The organism is Rhizobium sp. RU33A, assembly GCF_900156055.1.
In the GTDB taxonomy this organism is placed as follows: domain Bacteria; phylum Pseudomonadota; class Alphaproteobacteria; order Rhizobiales; family Rhizobiaceae; genus Allorhizobium.
This window is the reverse complement of sequence record NZ_FTMQ01000005.1, coordinates 77,497-95,764: the sequence shown is the minus strand read 5'-3', so window position 1 is coordinate 95,764 and position 18,268 is coordinate 77,497. Positions and strand designations below refer to the sequence as shown.

20 protein-coding genes are annotated in these 18,268 nt (G+C 60.6%); 8 read left to right on the top strand and 12 right to left on the bottom strand.

Annotation, left to right across the window (positions count from 1 at the left end; all coding sequences use genetic code 11):
* Positions 1-66 precede the first annotated feature (66 nt).
* From BW978_RS17920 to BW978_RS17910, 3 genes are read right to left on the bottom strand one after another with little or no spacing between them, the layout of a single operon-like run.
* Complete coding sequence (locus BW978_RS17920; RefSeq protein WP_244551998.1) at positions 67-984, bottom strand: ubiquinone anaerobic biosynthesis protein UbiV; 918 nt, start codon at positions 982-984, stop codon at positions 67-69.
* Positions 985-986: 2 nt separating this feature from the next.
* Entirely contained in the window at positions 987-1,964 is a 978-nt protein-coding gene (locus tag BW978_RS17915) for a ubiquinone anaerobic biosynthesis protein UbiU (protein WP_076397200.1), read from the bottom strand.
* A complete protein-coding gene (locus BW978_RS17910) occupies positions 1,964-2,458 on the bottom strand; it encodes a ubiquinone anaerobic biosynthesis accessory factor UbiT (protein WP_076397199.1) in 495 nt (164 codons plus the stop codon). The genes BW978_RS17915 and BW978_RS17910 overlap by 1 nt, the downstream gene beginning before the upstream one ends.
* A 108-nt stretch (positions 2,459-2,566) precedes the next feature.
* Between BW978_RS17910 and BW978_RS17905 the strand changes: the two genes are divergently transcribed.
* Together BW978_RS17905 and BW978_RS17900 are read left to right on the top strand one after the other, a co-directional pair.
* Complete coding sequence (locus BW978_RS17905) at positions 2,567-4,093, top strand: UbiD family decarboxylase (protein ID WP_076397198.1); 1,527 nt, start codon at positions 2,567-2,569, stop codon at positions 4,091-4,093.
* Positions 4,087-4,656, top strand: coding sequence for a UbiX family flavin prenyltransferase (locus BW978_RS17900; protein WP_076397197.1), 570 nt, complete (start codon positions 4,087-4,089; stop codon positions 4,654-4,656). The genes BW978_RS17905 and BW978_RS17900 overlap by 7 nt, the downstream gene beginning before the upstream one ends.
* A gap of 19 nt (positions 4,657-4,675) precedes the next feature.
* Here BW978_RS17900 and BW978_RS17895 read toward each other — a convergent pair whose 3' ends face one another.
* From BW978_RS17895 to BW978_RS23615, 8 genes are all read right to left on the bottom strand, one after another.
* Positions 4,676-5,866: an NnrS family protein gene (locus tag BW978_RS17895; RefSeq protein WP_076397196.1), complete on the bottom strand. Its 1,191-nt coding sequence runs from the start codon at positions 5,864-5,866 to the stop codon at positions 4,676-4,678.
* 1 nt (position 5,867) lies between these two features.
* Positions 5,868-7,088, bottom strand: coding sequence for an NnrS family protein (locus tag BW978_RS17890; protein WP_083697630.1), 1,221 nt, complete (start codon positions 7,086-7,088; stop codon positions 5,868-5,870).
* Positions 7,085-7,834, bottom strand: a complete 750-nt coding sequence (locus tag BW978_RS17885) for an ABC transporter ATP-binding protein (RefSeq protein WP_076397194.1) — start codon at positions 7,832-7,834, stop codon at positions 7,085-7,087. The genes BW978_RS17890 and BW978_RS17885 overlap by 4 nt, the downstream gene beginning before the upstream one ends.
* A complete protein-coding gene (locus tag BW978_RS17880) occupies positions 7,831-8,637 on the bottom strand; it encodes an ABC transporter permease (RefSeq protein ID WP_076397193.1) in 807 nt (268 codons plus the stop codon). The genes BW978_RS17885 and BW978_RS17880 overlap by 4 nt, the downstream gene beginning before the upstream one ends.
* A gap of 12 nt (positions 8,638-8,649) precedes the next feature.
* A complete protein-coding gene (locus BW978_RS17875) occupies positions 8,650-9,672 on the bottom strand; it encodes an ABC transporter substrate-binding protein (protein WP_076397388.1) in 1,023 nt (340 codons plus the stop codon).
* 115 nt (positions 9,673-9,787) lie between these two features.
* Positions 9,788-10,471, bottom strand: coding sequence for an NnrU family protein (locus BW978_RS17870; protein WP_076397192.1), 684 nt, complete (start codon positions 10,469-10,471; stop codon positions 9,788-9,790).
* Positions 10,468-10,944, bottom strand: a complete 477-nt coding sequence (locus BW978_RS17865; protein WP_076397191.1) for a hemerythrin domain-containing protein — start codon at positions 10,942-10,944, stop codon at positions 10,468-10,470. The genes BW978_RS17870 and BW978_RS17865 overlap by 4 nt, the downstream gene beginning before the upstream one ends.
* 10 nt (positions 10,945-10,954) lie before the next feature.
* Entirely contained in the window at positions 10,955-11,110 is a 156-nt protein-coding gene (locus tag BW978_RS23615) for a hypothetical protein (protein WP_165222442.1), read from the bottom strand.
* A gap of 138 nt (positions 11,111-11,248) precedes the next feature.
* Here BW978_RS23615 and BW978_RS17860 point away from each other — a divergent pair, with 138 nt between their 5' ends.
* The 6 genes from BW978_RS17860 to BW978_RS17835 all read left to right on the top strand — a co-directional run bounded on the left by BW978_RS17860 (position 11,249) and on the right by BW978_RS17835 (position 16,832).
* The gene (locus BW978_RS17860) at positions 11,249-11,794 is read left to right on the top strand and encodes a cytochrome c oxidase subunit 3 (protein WP_076397190.1); all 546 of its coding nucleotides are present in this window, start codon (positions 11,249-11,251) and stop codon (positions 11,792-11,794) included.
* A gap of 8 nt (positions 11,795-11,802) precedes the next feature.
* Positions 11,803-12,078: a cytochrome C oxidase subunit IV family protein gene (locus BW978_RS17855; protein ID WP_076397189.1), complete on the top strand. Its 276-nt coding sequence runs from the start codon at positions 11,803-11,805 to the stop codon at positions 12,076-12,078.
* 155 nt (positions 12,079-12,233) lie between these two features.
* On the top strand, positions 12,234-12,686 hold the full coding sequence (locus tag BW978_RS17850; RefSeq protein ID WP_076397188.1) for a c-type cytochrome: 453 nt from the start codon (positions 12,234-12,236) through the stop codon (positions 12,684-12,686).
* A gap of 27 nt (positions 12,687-12,713) precedes the next feature.
* Positions 12,714-14,060, top strand: coding sequence for a nitric-oxide reductase large subunit (locus BW978_RS17845; RefSeq protein WP_076397187.1), 1,347 nt, complete (start codon positions 12,714-12,716; stop codon positions 14,058-14,060).
* Between the two features lie 60 nt (positions 14,061-14,120).
* Positions 14,121-14,924: a CbbQ/NirQ/NorQ/GpvN family protein gene (locus BW978_RS17840; protein ID WP_076397186.1), complete on the top strand. Its 804-nt coding sequence runs from the start codon at positions 14,121-14,123 to the stop codon at positions 14,922-14,924.
* Between the two features lie 9 nt (positions 14,925-14,933).
* Complete coding sequence (locus BW978_RS17835; RefSeq protein WP_076397185.1) at positions 14,934-16,832, top strand: nitric oxide reductase activation protein NorD; 1,899 nt, start codon at positions 14,934-14,936, stop codon at positions 16,830-16,832.
* A gap of 72 nt (positions 16,833-16,904) precedes the next feature.
* Here the strand turns inward: BW978_RS17835 and hemN are convergent, their stop codons facing one another.
* Positions 16,905-18,257 carry an oxygen-independent coproporphyrinogen III oxidase gene (hemN, locus tag BW978_RS17830; RefSeq protein WP_076397184.1) on the bottom strand — a complete coding sequence of 451 codons (1,353 nt, stop codon included), beginning with the start codon at positions 18,255-18,257 and terminating at the stop codon, positions 16,905-16,907.
* Positions 18,258-18,268 lie beyond the last annotated feature (11 nt).

Here is an 18,268-nt window from a genome sequence, read left to right as displayed (position 1 = left end):
TGGTGAGGAATACCGATCCGGTCGTTGCGCTTTCGCAAACAAGATGTGCTCGTACTCCCTCGCGCATCAGGGCGCGTGGGCATTGTTTTTTGCCTGCGATACCCAGGCCGCTCCCTCTTGCGCGTGATGAAAACCGTTCGAGAACTTGGCTGTGGGATAAGTATGCCCGACCAACTCGGTGGCCTCTTCGGGTTCCATGCTGCCCGACAGCGTTTCCTGGAAGATGACGGCGATGCGCGCCATGTCGCAGTCCTGTGGTGAGAGACGGAAGCCAGTGACCCCGGCCTCTTGCAACTCCTTCAGTTCGCTGAGCAGGAGTTGGCACGTGTGCGACATTGTCTGCACGCCATTAAGCACCAGGAATGACTGGCGATCGAGTGTCTTGATTGACAGGCCGTCCGGCTCTTCGCCACAGACGAACTGGCAATTGTCCTTGATCCTGCCCTTGGCACGGGCATGGGCGCAGCGAGCCGATATGGCAAGCGGCATACGACCGAATACCATGACTTCGAGAGCCACATCCGGCGCGTCGGCGGCAATCCTGGCGATCGAGCTGAGGGGAAGCTCCGGCGGAAGACAGATACGGTCTGCCCCGCGTTGTGCCAGCAAGCGCACAGTCGGGCCATTATAGACATTGACCAAGGGACCGACGAGATGTCGGCGGCCCTTGACCAGGCCGATGGCGGAGAGATCGTTGACCTCTATTGCGTAGTCCGATGACTCGATCAGCTCTTTCACAATCCGGCCTTCGCGCTCCAGAGTGACGAGCGCCAGCGACGAAAAGGCCACCGACTTTCCTGCCCGTTCCAGCCGTTCCACCACGTCCGCCAGGTAGGGCTCGATGAAATGCTGCCGTTTGGAGCAGACGGTCTCGCCGAGGATAACGCGATCCACGGGCGCTTCGTCTGCGATCCGATAATAGAAATCTCGCCATTTCGGGCCGTCCCAGAGATAGTAGACGGGACCCAAAGTCAGTTCGGTCATGCTCATCTCCAGCGCTTCTCATAGGCGCCGACCGTAGTTTTCTGTCCTTCGCTCAGCGCTCTCAGCCGGGTCAGCAAGGGGCCACGTCCCGAGGGGGCGGTTGCGAGCACCTTTCGCAGTGTTGATACGACTTCGGCCACATAGGCTTTGCCGCGCTGTCGCCCTTCGATTTTCAATGCGGATACACCGGCGTCCTTCAAGGCTTCGATTTCTCCCATGACATCGAGGGACACAGGGTCTTCGAAGGCGTAGCCACGGGCATCGCCGATGTCGAAGCGTCCCTTGCACAGTGTGGGATAGCCGGCGGCCTCGCCATGGCTGAACCGGTTGATCGTATAGGTGCCGAGCTCCGACACCATGTCGGAGCCGTCCTGCCGGTATCTCACATGGCTCGCCGGGGAGCAGACGCCGTTCATGTTGGGCGATTTGCCGGTGGCGTAGGAGGAGAGCGAGCAACGTCCCTCGGCCATGACGCAAAGCCCGCCGAAAACAAAGACCTCGATCTCGCATTTGACCTTGCGACCAATACGAGCAATGTCGCTGATTGTCAGCGTTCTCGGCAAGACGACCCTTTTTGCGTCGAAGGCTTCGACGAGAAAATTGATTGCTTCGGGATTGGAAGCAGATGCCTGAACCGAAACATGCAGGCGCTGCTCAGGATAGTGTTCCCTGACATGGGCCATGAGACCGAAATCGGCTAATATCAGCGCATCGGCACGGAGCCTTACTGCGTCGGCCGCCGCTCCATACCAGATCTCTTCGTCGCCAGCCCGCATGAAGGTGTTGAGTGCGACGAATGTCTTGCAGCCTTTCTTGCGGGCATAGGCAATTGCGTCGTGCAGCTCTTCGCAGCTGAAGTTGAGGCCGGGGAAATTGCGGGCATTGGTCTCGTCGCGGAAGCCGCAATAGACCGCGTCAGCGCCTGCATCGACGGCTTCACGAAAGGCGGCTGGCGTTCCCGCCGGACAGATCAGTTCCATCACTGGATCCCCTTGAGCGACTGGCGTCGGATTTCCTCGGCCAGCCTCAGAACGATGGGCGCGGCCGGTCCTCCGATCCGCGCGAGATCACGCGGCATGTCGATATCGCAGTCATCGAGTGCGTTTCTCATCGCCAGCATGGCCTCCATGTCCCCGATCACCTTCAGGTCGCGGGAAAAAAACAGGGCATCAGCATCGCAGCGCCCCTCAAGGAGCGCCAGCAGCATGACCAGCGGGGCCTCGACACCCGCATCCGCTGTGAACGCCTCGCTCCGACGCACCACCTTGAGACGAGGAAGGTCGGGCTCGATCAGAAAGATGAGGGGCAGATCAGTCGGAGCAAAGGAAAACCGGCTGCTCTTGTATGTGCCAAGGCGCTCGAACATGTCGCCATGGGCTAAGAGGAGGAGCCTGAAGAGGCGACTTGCCACGAGCTCAATCGACACGAGCGGCACGGCTTTCAGCGGGAGAGCCAGAAGGGATGTTATCTGCATTGCGCCAATTTTGATGGTTTGAACCGGCGCAAACCTATGGGAACGGCCGACAATCCAGATTGCTCCAGCGCAAAGACGCAACCGAATTCACAGGTCATAGCGGTCCGCATGACACAGAACGCACCGCCTCGTCGCTACGACGGTCTTCAAGCTTTCATGACCGAACTGGAAAGGCAGGGACGACTTCTCCGCGTCGCGCAGCCGGTGAGCCTTGTTCATGAGGTAACCGAATTCCACCGGCGCGTCCTGGCAGAGGGAGGCCCGGCCTTGCTCTTTGAGCGCCCGGTCCGGTCGGACGGTGCAGTGTCAGAGATACCGCTGCTTGCCAATCTGTTCGGCACGCGCGAGCGGATCGAACTTGGCTATGGGATCCCTGGCGGCAAGATTGGCGATCTCGCGGACCTTCTGGCCGAATTGCGCGAACCGAGACCGCCGGCGTCGCTCCGGGATGCCTTGAAGAAACTGCCTGTGCTTCGCTCCGCCATGGCGCTGGGATGCCGTAGGGTGTCTCATGCCGGATGCCAGGATATCGTCTTCGAAGGCGAGGCCGTTGATCTCAATCGCCTGCCGATCCAGTGGTGCTGGCCCGGCGAACCGGCACCGCTGATCACCTGGGGGCTGGTCGTCACCGCGTCGCCCTGTGATCCCAAGGATGTCAATGTCGGCGTCTACCGCCTGCAAGCGTTGGACCGCGGGCGACTGATCACGCGCTGGCTTGCCCATCGTGGTGCTGCAAAACACTTCCGGCAGTGGCAGGCCGTGGGGCGGCATATGCCCATTGCGGTCGTGATCGGCGCTGATCCTCAGACAATCCTCGCAGCCGTTATGCCGCTGCCAGAGACCATGAGCGAGCTTTCATTCGCCGGTGTGCTCCGAGGAAAGCGCAGCCGCGTGGTGCGGGCGCTCACCCAGCCCCTAGATATTCCGGCCACTGCGGAAATCGTGCTGGAAGGGACTGTTTCCATCGCGGAGACTGCGCTCGAGGGGCCTTATGGCGACCACACGGGCTACTACAATTCTGTCGAGCCGTTTCCCGTCATGACCTTGAGTGCGATGACGATGCGGCAGAATCCGGTTTACCTCTCGACCTTCACCGGCCGCCCGCCGGATGAACCTTCTGTGCTCGGAGAGGCAATGAATGCTCTCTTCCTTCCCCTCGTGAAGCGCCAGTTTCCAGAGATTGTCGATCTCTATCTGCCTCCAGAAGCCTGTTCCTACCGGGCGATCGTCGTCTCGCTCGACAAGCGCTATCCGGGGCAAGCCCGCCGCATCATGCTCGGGCTTTGGTCGATGCTGCCGCAGTTCAGCTACACCAAGCTCATCATCGTGGTCGATGCCGATGTTGACGTCAGAAACTGGAGCGATGTCATCTGGGCGCTTTCCACGCGGTTCGACGCCTCCCGCGATCTGGTGGTGGTGGATAACACACCCATCGACTACCTCGATTTTGCCTCTCCCAAGCCTGGGCTCGGTGGAAAGCTCGGTCTCGATGCCACCAACAAGCTTGGCGCAGAAACCGATCGGGAATGGGGCCGCGTGCTGCAAATGACGCCGGAGGTTTCGGCGCGCGTCGATGCGATCTGGCGCGAACTTAGACTTGGATCCATCAAGACAAGGGAAGGTGAGCTATGGTGAGGCGTGTCATTCTCGGGATATCAGGTGCTTCGGGGGCGGCGATCGGTCTTCAGGTCGGTCGGCTTCTGGCGGCGATGGATGATGTGGAACTGCATCTCGTCGTAACGTCAGCAGCGCGCCGGACAATCGCACATGAGGCGGGCAACGAGGCGCTGGGGCGGCTGATCGGGCTCGCCGCTCATTTCCATTCGGAAAGCGATATCGGTGCGTCGATTGCCAGCGGATCGTTCCGCACGGCCGGTATGATCGTCGCCCCTTGTTCGATGCGGTCTCTTGCCGCGATCTCGACCGGGATCACAGACAATCTTCTCACTCGCGCCGCCGATGTGCAGCTCAAGGAGCGTCGCAGGCTGGTTCTCCTTGCCCGGGAAACGCCGCTTCACCTCGGGCACCTGCGCAACATGGTGGCGGTGACGGAGATGGGGGCCGTGGTGATGCCGCCGGTCCCCTCTTTCTACCGCAATCCGGCGACCGTGGAGGATCTCGTCGCCCATATCGCGGCTCGTGCGGTGGATCTGCTCGGGTTGACGGACGCACCCTTGATACCGGAGTGGAGAGGGTGAGGGCGCTCATGGCTCCCTCCTATCCCTTTCGCGCTATCAACGGCATATAAAAGACCACGTAACCCAGGAATGCCACGATCCAGGCAAGGCCTGCGATCGGCAGCAGCAGCATGGTGTGCTGCGGCCAAATTGCGACCAGGATCCTCAGCAGTGCCGAGAGGATGATTGGTGCATAGATGAGCCAGGTTGTCGAGTGCGGGGACGTCAAAGCCTGGCCCGCATGGCCTCTCGTGGCGCGCGTCATCACCGCCAGCGTTACGACCCCGACCCCACCTGTCGTCCAGGCATGGATGCCTGCCGAGGTGAAGCCGGAGTGGTCCACCACCATGGACAAGCCGGTCAGCAGAAAGCCCAAAGGTATGAAGAGATAGCCGACATGCAGGATCGTCACGAGCGGCTCCCGGAGCGTGCGCTCGGGGCACCACCTGGCCTGTCTCACGAGATGGGCGATCCCGGCGATGAGCAGGAGCACGCCGGTGGGAAGACGGATACCTTGCAGGCCACCCGCTACGGCGATCCACATCGCCAGCGTCGTGCCGCTGAGAATCATCACGGCAAGATCGAAACGGGCAAAATTCTGGGGCAGCCGTCCCGGATTGTTCGCCTTCAGCCAGTTGCCGGTAAATGCCGGAATGATGCGTCCTGCGACTAGGGAGATGAGGATTAGGATCGCGGCCACGGCCAGACGGTCGGCCATCTCGACGCGTCCATAGCGCTCGATCTCGTAATGGAAAAGCATCTGAGCTGCGCTCAGGAGCGCCAGAACTGCGACGATCTTGTAGTTGCGTCGGTTCGAGGCAGCGACAAGTTCTTTCAGAACGAAGATGGCGAGCACCGGCAGGAAAGAAAGCGCAACGAGTGTCGCGCCGAGCATGCCGGTCCATTCCGAAAAACTGATCGTCAGCCGCCCGGCGATCCAGAGAAGAAACAGTGCAAGAAGCGGTATGCCCTTCAAACCGGGCCTGCCGGTCCAGTTCGGCACGGCGGTGAGAAGAAACCCTGCTATCACGGCCGGGACAAAGCCGAAGAGGAGCTCGTGCTGGTGCCAGGCAACCGGGGGCAAGAGGGTCGGAACATGCATGAAGCCGAGGAACCACGGGACCCAGATAGCGATGGAGACGGCGGCCAAAAGCGCGCTGCCCGGAAAGAACAGGCGGAAGCCTCCAGATAGGAGACGCTGTGGGATGGACGGGCCTGGAAATCTGGTCATGTCAGCACCTTTCCTGATCGACCGTTTCCGGTGACCAGAGCAGAGGAATATAGGCCTTGGCCCAAAGGAGAAATGAGAGCGAAAACAGCGCAGAGGTCAGACCGTAAGCGCCGAAGGGCAGGGAGAGGGACGGCGCGAATTCCGGGAGGATCCGGAGAAGCACCGACAGGACCAGAAGCTGGATCGCCGTCCGGGTTGTCTTCGAAAAGCGCAGCGGTTGACCGGTATGGAGCAGGCCTGCAATCGAGAGAACCTGGAGCACACCAAGACCCAAACCCCCCATCAACGCCAGATGCAGTCCGCCCAGCCAGGGCAGAGGCAGGCCAATGAGCGAGAGGCCGCAGACGAGAAGGCCGGTGCCGGCCAGCGCACTCGAGAGCCAAAGGCCACCCAGTTCGAAGGAAAGGCCTTCGCGACCGACAAAGCCCTCGGCGACCCGGTCGAGAAAGGCTGCACCTGCAGCAATCATCAGATAGCCGCGCACGGCGTCCGAGAGCGTGGCTGCCTCTGCCAGGATCACCAGCATGACCAATCCCGCCGAGAGATGGATCCGGCCCGGATGCGGTCTGTAGGGCGAGGTCTTTTCTGTCGGATCGAGAATCAGGTTGGTCACCGGCACGGTGATGCGGGCAAGGGCGAGACCGAGCAGGCCGAGAAGCGCGAACCCGAGAATTCTGATTGCACTTTCAGACAGATCGTAAAGTTCAAAGGCCATTGCGATCCGCAGCATGGCCGCAGCCGCAGCAAAGGTGGTGACGAACAGAATGAAGCCCAGGAGATCTGTGCTCTTCTTGGTCCAGGACAGGCGCAGCGCATAGGCGAGCAGGAACAGTATCCAGGCCTGATCGAACATCAGGCCGATCAGCCAGCCGTTCTCGACAGCAAGTAAGCCGAGCACCCGTGCGCCGGCCCAGAGGCCCGCAAACAGGAAGAGTGGACGACCGCTGATCCGCCGCGTGTCCGTCCATTCTGGCAGTGCAGAGGTGAGGAAGCCTAAAAGCGCGCCTCCAAAGGAGCCGACCAGCATTTCCTGCGCGTGCCAGTGACCGGGAAGGGACGAGGAAGCAAAAGGCAGATCGAGAGACCAAACGACCACCCAGAGAAACGGCCACAGTGCCGCATGCAAGGCGGCAAGGGGAAATATCAACCTCAGACCTTCGGCGGACATGGCCCTGGCGAGATCAGCCGAGGGAAGTATCCTTATGACTGGAAGCACACTCATGCCAGCCTCCGCTCGTCATGTTCGTCCACGACAGCAAACAGCGGATGATCTGAGATGAGCCGTCGCGCCGTCTCGAAGATCATCTCTTCGCTGCGGTTTCCGGGCGTCTCGGGGACGGTAACGCAGTCGAGTATTCCTTGGCCGTGGCGATCGAGAACCGCGATCCGGTGGCAGATCCGCAGCGCTTCATGCAGGTCGTGGGTGATGAAGAGCCCGCCCTTGCCGCTGTTTGAGACAGTCGAGACGACCAGGTCCTGCATCCGTTTCCGCAAGGCCGCATCGAGCGCGGTGAAGGGCTCGTCGAAGTAGAGGAAATCGGGGTCGGCGACGAGAGCACGGGCAAGCGCCGTGCGCTGGCGCATGCCACCCGACAACTGCGATGGAAACTTTTGCCAGTCGCTCTCTTCCAGCGATACGCGATCACAGGCCGCTGCAATTCTTGCCCTTCGCTCGGACCGCGCCACGGGGAGGCCAGATAGGCTGAGTGCCACGTTGGCTTCGACCGTCGCCCATGGGAGCAGGCGCGGTTCCTGAAAGACGAAAGCGCAGCGCGCATAGCCTCGCTCGACTTGGCCGTGGCGGGGGATAATCAGCCCGGCGGCGATTTGGGCAAGCGTGCTCTTGCCGCAACCGGACGGTCCGACCAGCGCGACCATTTCCCCCTGACTGACCTGCAGAGTGACCTGTTCGAGAACGGGGCGGCCGAGATAGACGTGCCCCACTGCTTTGAGCTGGAGGAGGGTCATCGGCGTACGCCCCAGGGTTGGGCGGCTTCCCGCCATGCCTCGGCTTCGGCGCGCAGTGGCTGAACAATTCCATATTCGACGCTGATCAGGGCGATGACCGAGAGGAGGATCCAGGCAAGTGCTGTTTCCACATCGAGTGCGGAACGGGCATTGGCGAGAGCGCCTCCGGTGCCGTCGGCATTGGCCAGAAGCTCGGCCATGACGGCTGCCTTGAAGGCCGTGCCGAGGGCCATGACCAGAGAAGGGAATAGGGAGTGCAGCGTTTGGCGCAGCGATATCTTGAACAGACGGACGAGCGGCGACAGGCCGGCCATGCGAGCCATGTCTTCCAACGCTCGATCCCGCGTCTGGATGCCCTCGGCTGCACCCATAAAGACAAGCGGCAAGGCGGCGATAGCTGCGGTGGCAATAACCGTTCCTGCCCCCATGCCGAACCAGATCATCAGAAGGACGATCCATGCGATCGGCGGGACGCCGATCAGCAAGGTCACCTGCGGACGCGCGAGGCGCATGATCGCCGGATGATATCCTGCCACCACGCCTGCCATCGTTCCAAACACGGCGGCGAGTGAAAAGCCGGCGAGCGCCCTCAGGCTCGTTGATAGCACCAACATCCGGTTGTCGGGATTTGCCGCCAGCTTGAACAAGGTCTGGATCGTCTCGGCTGGTGCAGGCAACACGAAGCTGCCATAGGCTTCGGCTCCGAGCTGCCAAACTGCGGCAAAGACGGCAAGGCCGCCAAGACCCGCCCAGCCGGACCAGAGAAAGCGCGCGACCCTTCCCGCACGACAAGCCACGCCCATGATGATCCTGCCTTACAGATAGAGTGACGCGTCCGGCATGCGACCGCCCACCATTTCGGGATGGCTCTGCGCCACGGCTTTGAGCAGTGTCTCGATCGGTCCGCGAGCGTCCGAAGCGGCAATGGCGACGAGGTTCGAATAGGGGATCGACGCCTCCAGCACAGGCCAGGGCAGTTCAAGTGCCGATGCGGCCTGGCCTGCAGCCGCTGCCGGGTCGGCGTTCACCTCGACTGCCGCCCGCGCAAGTCCCGCAAGAAGCGCGGTCGCCTGTTCCGGATGATCGTCCAGAAAGCTCTGGGTCAGGGCGAGACCTGCCTGGGGCATGACCGGCGCCGTATCGGTTACGGTACCCCATTCCTTCTGCATGTCGATGACGCGGTGAAGCGCCTGACCACCGGTGCTGGCCTTGAAGATGGCGGCAGAAACTGCCGGTTCGGGTAGGAGCGCCGTGTCGATACGCCCTGCGAGCAGCATCTGCACGGCTTCGATCGGCGTGCCAGCCCGCTCCACCTTGACCTTGCCCGTCATCCGATGATGGGCAAGGGCCGCATCGAAGACGAGTTCCGGCGTGTCATTGGGGAAAGGTACGGTAACAGTTTGACCTTCGAGATCGGCGATAGCCGCGATTCTATCGTTGCGTGACACGATATAGAGGAGGCCATTGGTCATGACGCTGGCCAGCTTCAGGCCAAGGCCGCGCGTATGGAGATTTGCCGCTGTCGTTGTCGGCATGACCGAGGCTTGCATCATACCGGACGACAGGCCCGCCCGCATTTCATCTGGCGTGCGCCAGACCCTGAATTCCACCTTGTCGGCGACATCGCGCAGCAGGCCTTTGCCAACTGCATAGGCAAGCGTGATAGACGGTCCGGCAGGAGGGCCGTAGAGGACGAGGTGGTCAAGGGCAGCGCGTGCCCGTGTGTTGAGAAAAGGGAGGGCAAGGCTCGCTGCGATGCCAGCGCATAAAGTGCGACGAGTTGGTGCATAGCCTGCCGCGTCGGCTTCAGTGATATCCGTCTTGCTCACCTGTTTCATGTTGTTGGGCATCCCGCTCCACAAAAATTGATTTGTTTACTCATGTTATAGCCGCCCGCGCGCGGATGTTTGATGTAGGGCAATGAGTGTGTGGAATTGCCGGATGGAACCGTTCTCACATGTCGAGCGCGAGGATGGGATCTGCGCCAAACAGTGCGGCATGGCCTCCCGCGAGCAGCCAGAATGTGACAAGCAGCGTCACGGCGAGGGCGGCTACCAGAGGTCCATCCAGACGCAACTTGGCGCGTCCTGAGAACAGGGCGCTCAACGGAAATATGGATGTTGATCTCTCGATTGGTGACCAGTGGTCCCCCATCCTGCGCCTTGCGCGCTTTTCCGTGACGCCAATACCGACAGCAGAAAACAGACCGAGCCCGCCGAAGACGAGCAGCGATCTCATGTCGCCGTTAGCCACGACATGGCCGACAGACCAGAGGAGGAAACCCCATAAAACCGGATGGCGCGTAATCGCCGTTATCGCACCAGGCACGGTGCCTTTCATGAAACTGACAGATGCTGGGTTGGGGCTGACGAGGCCTGCCGTGACCAGGAAGAGCCCGAGTGGCGACAACACGAAATTGGCAAGGGTGCTCCGGGAATCCGGCTGCCAGAGTTCGACATATTCGGTGCTCCAGGCCGCATGCAGGACCCAAATCAGGAGTGCCACGGATGTTGTCGAATAGACCAGAAGGTAGAGCCGCAATCCAAGCGCTGCGGTCAGCCTTCCCCGGATGGTTGGTAAGGCAGGCACCGAATGCAACAACAAGAATGCCGCAAGCGCAAGCACGACCTGGGTCATATCGGGAACACCTGCGTTTCGGGTTCCATGTCTAGGAGCTGCTGCAGCAGCATCTGCTCCGCAGTGATATGGCGCCGGACAGCTTCCTGAAAACCGCGAAGCATATGGGCCACCGTTTGAAGGCTCAGTCTGCATCGTTTGCGCGCGACAGCGGCCAAAGTGAGTGACAGCTCACGGGCCGCGCGACGGTCGACGCGATGTTCGGACTTGACCTGATCGAGAAGAAGAGAGCCGAAGCAGGAGCCGGCATGCAGCTCAAGGTCGGGGTAGAACGTTTGCTCTTCCAGAGTGTGGGCGGCTGCGACCAACGGTTCGATGTGCTTGGCAACCTTTTGGACACCAGGTGGAATCTCGCCCGTGTCAAAGTCTGCGGCCAATTCCTCCAGCTTCAAGCAGAGAATGAGAAGATCGCGGTGCTTGTCCTCAAGCGCCCTGACCTCGGAGGCCGTCAGGCTGGATCCAGTCGTTTCCATGGTTTTTCCCTTATTGGCCGATGAACAGGATGACGCCGATGGCAAGCGAAGTCAGAACGGCGGCTAGAGTGCCTCCGCCCTGGAGTACGCCCATGCGCTTCAGCATCAGGGCAAAGCCCATGATGACAGGTGTCGCAACGACAAGGCCGATCTGTGCATCCGTCATTTCCGTCATTCCCTTCAGTTCTGGCCCTTCAGTTCTGGAAACACTCTGCCTTGTCTTTCGTCAGTCTTCTTTGCGCTCCCACAAAGAGCGCGTCGGATTTTTCTCTAGAACCGATCCCGACCAACGGGAGATCTGACCATGGCTATGCAAACGAGCCTCCAGGACGAGGCAAAGGACGACCACCTGCTGCTCTGGATCCTGGTGTGGAGCGAGCTGATCGCTTTCGGCATCCTGATCCTTGGCTTCCTCGTCGTCTCTACCTTTGATGCCCAAGCCTTCGAACTGGCGCGTCTGCATTTGAGGCCGGGGATCGCCGGCGCGAACACGCTTATCCTGCTGGTCAGCGGCTACTTCGTCGCCGTGGCGATGCGAAATCGGCTTGAACTTCAGGCGGTGAAACGCCCGTTAACCATTGCTGCCCTGCTTGGCTTCTGCTTCGTGGCGGTCAAGCTCTTCGAATATTGGGGTGAGGTTCGCTACGCCCATGATGCGACGCTCGATACCTTCTTCGAGCTCTATTTCATCATTACCGGCTTTCATCTCCTGCATGTCTTCTTCGGCGCCATAGCGCTTCTTCTCGTCGCCTGGCGTCCGGCACGGGAGAACCTGATCCTGATCGCCACGCTCTGGCACGTGATCGACCTCGTCTGGTTGGTGATCTTTCCCATTCTCTATCTCGCGTGAGGCTTCCCATGACCCGCAGACAGCACGAGGAATTGGTGGGTGTGCTCGCCATGCTGATGACCTTCGCCATTGGCGGCGCAATTGTTGCGGCGCTCGCAGGGCCAACGATCGTACCGATTGCAGCCGTTCTTGGGATTGCCTTTGCCAAGGGACGGCTTGTGGTTCTCGACTTCCTCGAACTCAGGGGCGGGCATCACCCCATGCGGATCGCGCTCATCTGCTGGCTAAGCATCATTCTGATCGCCGCACTCTCTCGGTCGCTGGTGGTCCTTCTGTTGGGATGAACATTCGCGCCCTTGCTTGCCGAAGCGCAAAGAACAACTCCGCTCACTCTCTATGAAATGAACATCCCGCAGAGCCGGCGAGGGGATCGCCGGAGCCTTCGAGGCGGGCAAACCAGGTCGGGCCTCTCTAGCCCGGCAGACGGAAGGACAAGGGCATGGCAGAGCGCCTGACCAAGACCGGAGCGCGCAACGTCTTCTATGGCGGCTCCATTTTCTTTTTTGCGATTTTTGTGGGGCTCACCGCCCACAGCCATTACTACATCCGCACGGTATCGACCGACGAAACGACACTGACTGACAGCGTCGCGCGCGGCAAGCATATCTGGGAAAAGCACTCCTGTATCAATTGCCACTCGATCCTGGGTGAAGGTGCCTATTTCGCGCCCGAACTCGGCAATGTCTGGACGCGCTGGGGTGGTGAGGGCGATCGCGACGGTGCACGCGAGACGCTTCGTTCCTGGATGGCTGCACAGCCCTCTGGTGTCGAGGGTCGTCGCCAGATGCCGCAATTCAACCTGACCGACGAAGAGATCAACGATCTCGCCGACTTCCTCGAATGGACCAGCAAGATCAAGACGCAGAACTGGCCGCCAAACGAGGCGGGCTAAGTCCTTCGTGACCCAAGGAGACAAAAAATGAAATATCAAAGCCAGAAGGTCGCGATGCTGTATTTCTACGGCGCGCTTGGCCTCTTCGTTGCCCAGGTCCTGTTCGGGGTCGTCGCGGGCACGATCTACGTCCTGCCCAATACGCTCTCCGAGCTCCTGCCGTTCAACATCGTGCGCATGATCCACACCAACGCCCTGATCGTCTGGTTGCTCATGGGCTTCATGGGCGCGACCTATTATCTGCTGCCGGAAGAGGCGGAGACGGAGCTTTACAGCCCAAAGCTTGCCATCGTGCAGTTCTGGATCTTTCTGATCGCCGCCGCCGCCGCCGTCGTCGGTTACCTCTTCGGCATCCATGAAGGCCGCGAGTTTCTCGAACAACCCTTCATCATCAAGATCGGTATCGTCATTGTCGCATTGATGCTGCTGTTCAACGTCACCATGACTTCGCTGAAGGGCCGCAAGACTGTCGTCACCAACATCCTGATCTTCGGCCTCTGGGGGGTGGCGATCTTCTTCCTCTTTGCCTTCTACAACCCGATCAATCTCGCGCTCGACAAGATGTACTGGTGGTATGTCGTCCACCTCTGGGTCGAAGGCGTCTGGGAACTGATCATGGCCTCGGTGCTCGCCTTCTTGATGATCAAACTCAACGGCATCGACCGCGAAGTGGTCGAGAAGTGGCTCTATGTCATCATCGGCCTGGCGCTGTTTTCGGGCATTCTCGGTACGGGCCACCACTATTACTGGATCGGTGCCCCGGGCTACTGGCAGTGGATCGGCTCGCTCTTCTCCACCCTCGAAGTTGCCCCCTTCTTTACCATGGTCATCTTCACCTTCGTGATGACCTGGAAGGCCGGCCGCAAGCATCCGAACAAGGCAGCTCTTCTGTGGTCGATCGGCTGCTCGGTCATGGCCTTCTTCGGTGCCGGCGTCTGGGGGTTCCTGCACACGCTGTCTTCCGTGAACTACTACACCCACGGCACACAGGTGACAGCCGCCCACGGGCACCTCGCCTTCTTCGGCGCCTATGTCATGCTCAACCTTGCGATCATGGCCTATGCCATTCCGGAACTGCGCGGCCGCCAGCCCTATAATCAATGGCTGTCGATCGCGAGCTTCTGGATGATGTGCACGGCGATGTCGGTGATGACCTTCGCGCTCACCTTTGCCGGTGTCCTGCAGGTGCATCTGCAGCGCGTGCTCGGTGAAAGCTACATGGCAGTCCAGGACCAGTTGGCGCTGTTCTACTGGGTGCGCCTCGGCTCCGGTGCCGTGGTGCTGGTCTCCGCCCTGATGTTCGTCTGGGCCGTTTTGATGCCGGGCAAGGAAAAAGAGCCTGCCTTCGGCGGCTATGTCGAGCCTGCCGAGTGAAACAGCGGCCCCGCTGTTTTAAAAGCGGCGGGGCTCTCCCCAATTTTGAGGATCAGCACCATGAATATCATCGCCCGCAACATTCAGCCTGAAATCCCGGCCTATTCTCCAGCCGGCAACGAATGCACTCTCTTCGAGACAGCCTGGACGCGGCAACTGCCGCTTCTCCTCAAAGGACCGACAGGTTGCGGCAAGACCCGTTTCGTCAGTCATATGGCGCAAAAACTCGGCTTGCCGCTGACCACCGTCTCTTGCCACGACGATCTGGCTGCTGCCGATCTCACCGGCCGTTTTCTTCTGAAGGGCGGTGAGACGGTCTGGGTCGACGGACCGCTGACCCGTGCAGTCCGTGAGGGTGGTGTGTGCTATCTCGACGAGGTGGTCGAGGCGCGCAAGGATGTCGCCGTCGTGCTCCACCCGCTCACCGACGACCGGCGCATCCTACCCCTGGAGCGCACAGGCGAAGAGCTTGAAGCGCCGCCGGCCTTCATGCTCGTCGTCTCCTACAATCCTGGCTATCAAAGCCTCCTCAAAGCGTTGAAGCCCTCAACCCGCCAGCGTTTTGTCGCCATCGAGTTCGACTTCCTGCCCAAGGTAAGGGAGATCGAGGTTGTCTCGGCAGAAAGTGGACTGCCTGCCACGGCTGTAGAGCCATTGGTCGAACTGGCGCGGCGGCTGCGGGCGCTGAAAGGTCATGACCTGGAGGAGGGCGTCTCGACGCGTCTGCTGGTTTACTGCGCGAGCCTCATCGATGCCGGTCTTGCGCCACGCGACGCCGTTCGTGCCGCCATGATCGAGCCGCTGACCGACGAACCTGACGTGCGTACTGCACTCCTCGAACTGGCACAGGCGGTCATCCGCTAGGAGAATGTCATGCTGGACTTTCTGGAGCTTGAGGAGACGGTCGGGCGCGCCTGGCACAGGCTTGCCGGTGATACCCGTACCTGGCCGCGTTACCCCGAAGCGGGCGTCCTGCTGGAGGACGTGCTTCCGGTACTCTCTGTCTGCTTTCGTGGCTTCGGCGGCGAGAAGACGGTGCAACTGGTACCGGCGCGGGCTAAGACCTCTCAACACCGGTTGAAGTTTCGCCAACGCATGGGGCTCGGCGAAGAAAAGCTCATCCATCCAGCCCGGGACGAAGCGAGTGTGATGTTGCCCCCGGTCCTCGACCTCATGCCGGAGCAGTCGCTCAATCTCGACCTCTATGTGTGGCTCGCTGCCGCCATGGCCGTGATGCCGCTTCAACCAATGAACGATACTGATCCCCTCAGGGCCGATCTCGCCCTCCTGGACGCGGCGTCGGCGCTCGAAGCTGATGTCCTGAAAACCTTTCCCGGTCTCGTCGATCGCTATCGCAGGCTTTGCCGCGCCCTTCTTGGGGAGCGCAGACGCGGCTCGCTTCCGCGGGTGGAAGGCCTTTTGGAAGACCGCATCATCGATCTCCTGCGTTGTGGCGCAGGCCTTGCTCCGCTTTCGGCAGGGGATGACCTGCCGGACCGGGCGCCTGCGGGCTATTTGCCGATCTTGCCCGTGCCGCTCTGGCCCAATACAGTTGTTAGAGAAGAATGGGCTGGCCGCCAGGAAGTCGATCAGCCCGTCGGCTCCAGCCAGGCGGATGCCCAAGCCGCCGGACGCCATGTGGCGATCCGCGAGAAGGATTCCGTAGCCAAGGGCGAGCGTAGCCCTTTCATCCTCAATCGCTTCGAGAAGATCCTCGCCATGGCCGAAATGGTCAATGTCGACCGTCCCGCAGACGACAGTGACGATCACGATGCGTCTGCCGCTGACGAACTTGACGAGATGGTGCTTGGTGAACGCAAGGGCCGGCCTGCCGCGAAATTTCGGTTTGACCTGGACCTGCCGCCCGAGGCGCTCATCCATTCCGCGATCGAAGCGGAGCTGACCTATCCGGAATGGGACTACAGACGCGGTGTCTATCTGAAGGACCACTGCCGGGTCTTCGCCGGTCCGGCCTGCGAACAAGACATGGCGCCGGTCCAGTCATCCAAGATGAAGGCGATGATCCGCCGTGTTCGGCGCCAGTTCGAAGCGATGCGTCCGCGCCATGAAATGCTGCGGGCGCAGGTGGACGGTGCCGATCTCGATCTCGATGCTGTTGTGCGCAGCCGGACCGAGCTTGATGCGAGCGGCGAATGCTCTGACCGTATCCATCTGGCAAGCCGGCCGCAGGCCCATGATCTTGCGGTGACCCTGCTGGTCGACGTCTCGCTGTCAACCGACGCCTGGTTCAACGACCGCCGGGTGCTCGATGTCGAGAAGGAGGCGCTTCTGGTGTTGGCCGAAGGGCTGGCCGCCTGTGGCGACATGCATTCTATCTTGAGCTTCACGTCGAGACGGCGGGATTGGGTGCGCGTTGAGACGATCAAGGACTTTGACGAGCCGATGAGTGCGTTGGTGCGCCATCGCATCGCCGCGCTGAAGCCCGGTTACTATACCCGCATGGGAGCAGCACTCCGTCACGCGACGGCCAAGCTTGCCGAGCGTCCCAATCGCAAGCACTTGCTTCTTGTCCTGACCGATGGAAAACCGAACGATGTCGATCACTATGAGGGACGTTTTGCGCTTGAAGACACACGTCGCGCCGTGAGCGAAGCAAGGCGGCGTGGCATCCATGTCTTCGGCGTCACGGTCGATCAGGACGCTAAAACCTATGTGCCGGCTGTCTTTGGCCATCATGGCTATGCCGTCGTTCCCGACATTCGCCGCCTTCCAGCCACCTTGCCACAGATCTACCGCGCGCTCGTCCGCTGATCCGCGAACGCGCAAAGGGAAAGCCCGGACCGAGCGATCGGACCGGGCTTTCTCTTGTTTCGCCGCTTTGTCTCAGGCCGCCGTGGCGTGTGTTCTGCCCGTTTCGCCGAGATAGGCATCAAAGCACGACGCCACCGTTCGAACGAGGAACCTGTGCTTTGTGTCCACGCTCAGCACATCGCCACGCCAGGTGACAATGCCTTCCTCCAACAAGGTCTTCAGCGGTAAATTGGCGTTTCCAAAGCCCTCGTCCGGAAGTTCAAAGCCATCCGGCATGGCTGAAATATCCACCTGGAAGTCGCACATCAGCCGTTCGATGATCCAGGCTCGGACGCGGTCTTCTTGGGTAAGGCGATAGCCTTTCGACGTGGCCAGTTCACCGGATGAGATAAGACTTGCATAGCGTCCGATGGCGACGTCGTTTTGCGCGTAGCCTTCGCTCAGGCGTCCAATCGCCGAGGAGCCGAACCCGATCAGCGTCGATGCAGTGTCGGTCGTATATCCCTGGAAATTGCGGTGCAGCGCCTGGCGATCGGCGGCGATCGAAAGTTGATCCTCAGGAAGCGCAAAATGGTCGAGACCGATCCGTCTGTACCCGGCTTCGCACAGGGTTGCCGCGATGGCTTCCGCCTGCGCATGTCGTTCATGGGCATCGCCGAGCGCTGCCGTGTCGATCAGGCGTTGATGCTTCTTGAAGGCCGGGACATGGGCGTAACCGAAGACGGCGAAGCGTTCAGGGCGCATCGCCGAGGCCAGACGGGCAGTTTCAATCGCAGATTCGACATTCTGATGCGGCAAACCATAGATCAGGTCGAAGTTGACACTTCTGGCTCCTGCCTTGCGCAGGTTCGAAAGGGCTGTTTCGGTCTGTTCTGCTGACTGGATGCGATTGATCGCTTTCTGCACCTTGGGATCGAAACTCTGAACGCCAAGGCTAGCCCGAGTTATCCCCGCCTTCCCCAGTGCCTCCGACATTTCTACGGTCAGTGTTCTGGGATCTATTTCCACCGCAAATTCGGTCGCGCCGCCGATGCCAAAAGCTGCGGCGAGCGTCGCATTGAGGTCGAGGAATTCCTCTGGCGTCATGATCGTCGGAGTGCCGCCGCCGAAGTGAATGTCGCTGACATCCTGTCGTCGCCCGATGGCTTTCGCCACCAATCTGATTTCCTGTTTGAGCACTGTCAGATAGTCGAGGATTGGCGTATCTTTCTGGGTGATGGTGGTGTGGCAGCCGCAATACCAGCACATGGATCGACAGAAGGGCACGTGAAGATAGAGTGACACCGGATCGCTTTTCGGCACCGCGGCCAGCCAGTCCCGATAGGTGCCGGCTCCGATACTGGGCGAGAAGCGGGGGGCGGTCGGATAGCTCGTGTAACGGGGCAAGCGGCTTTCGCCGTAACGGCGGATAATCTCTGCGTTCATGATATCGCTCC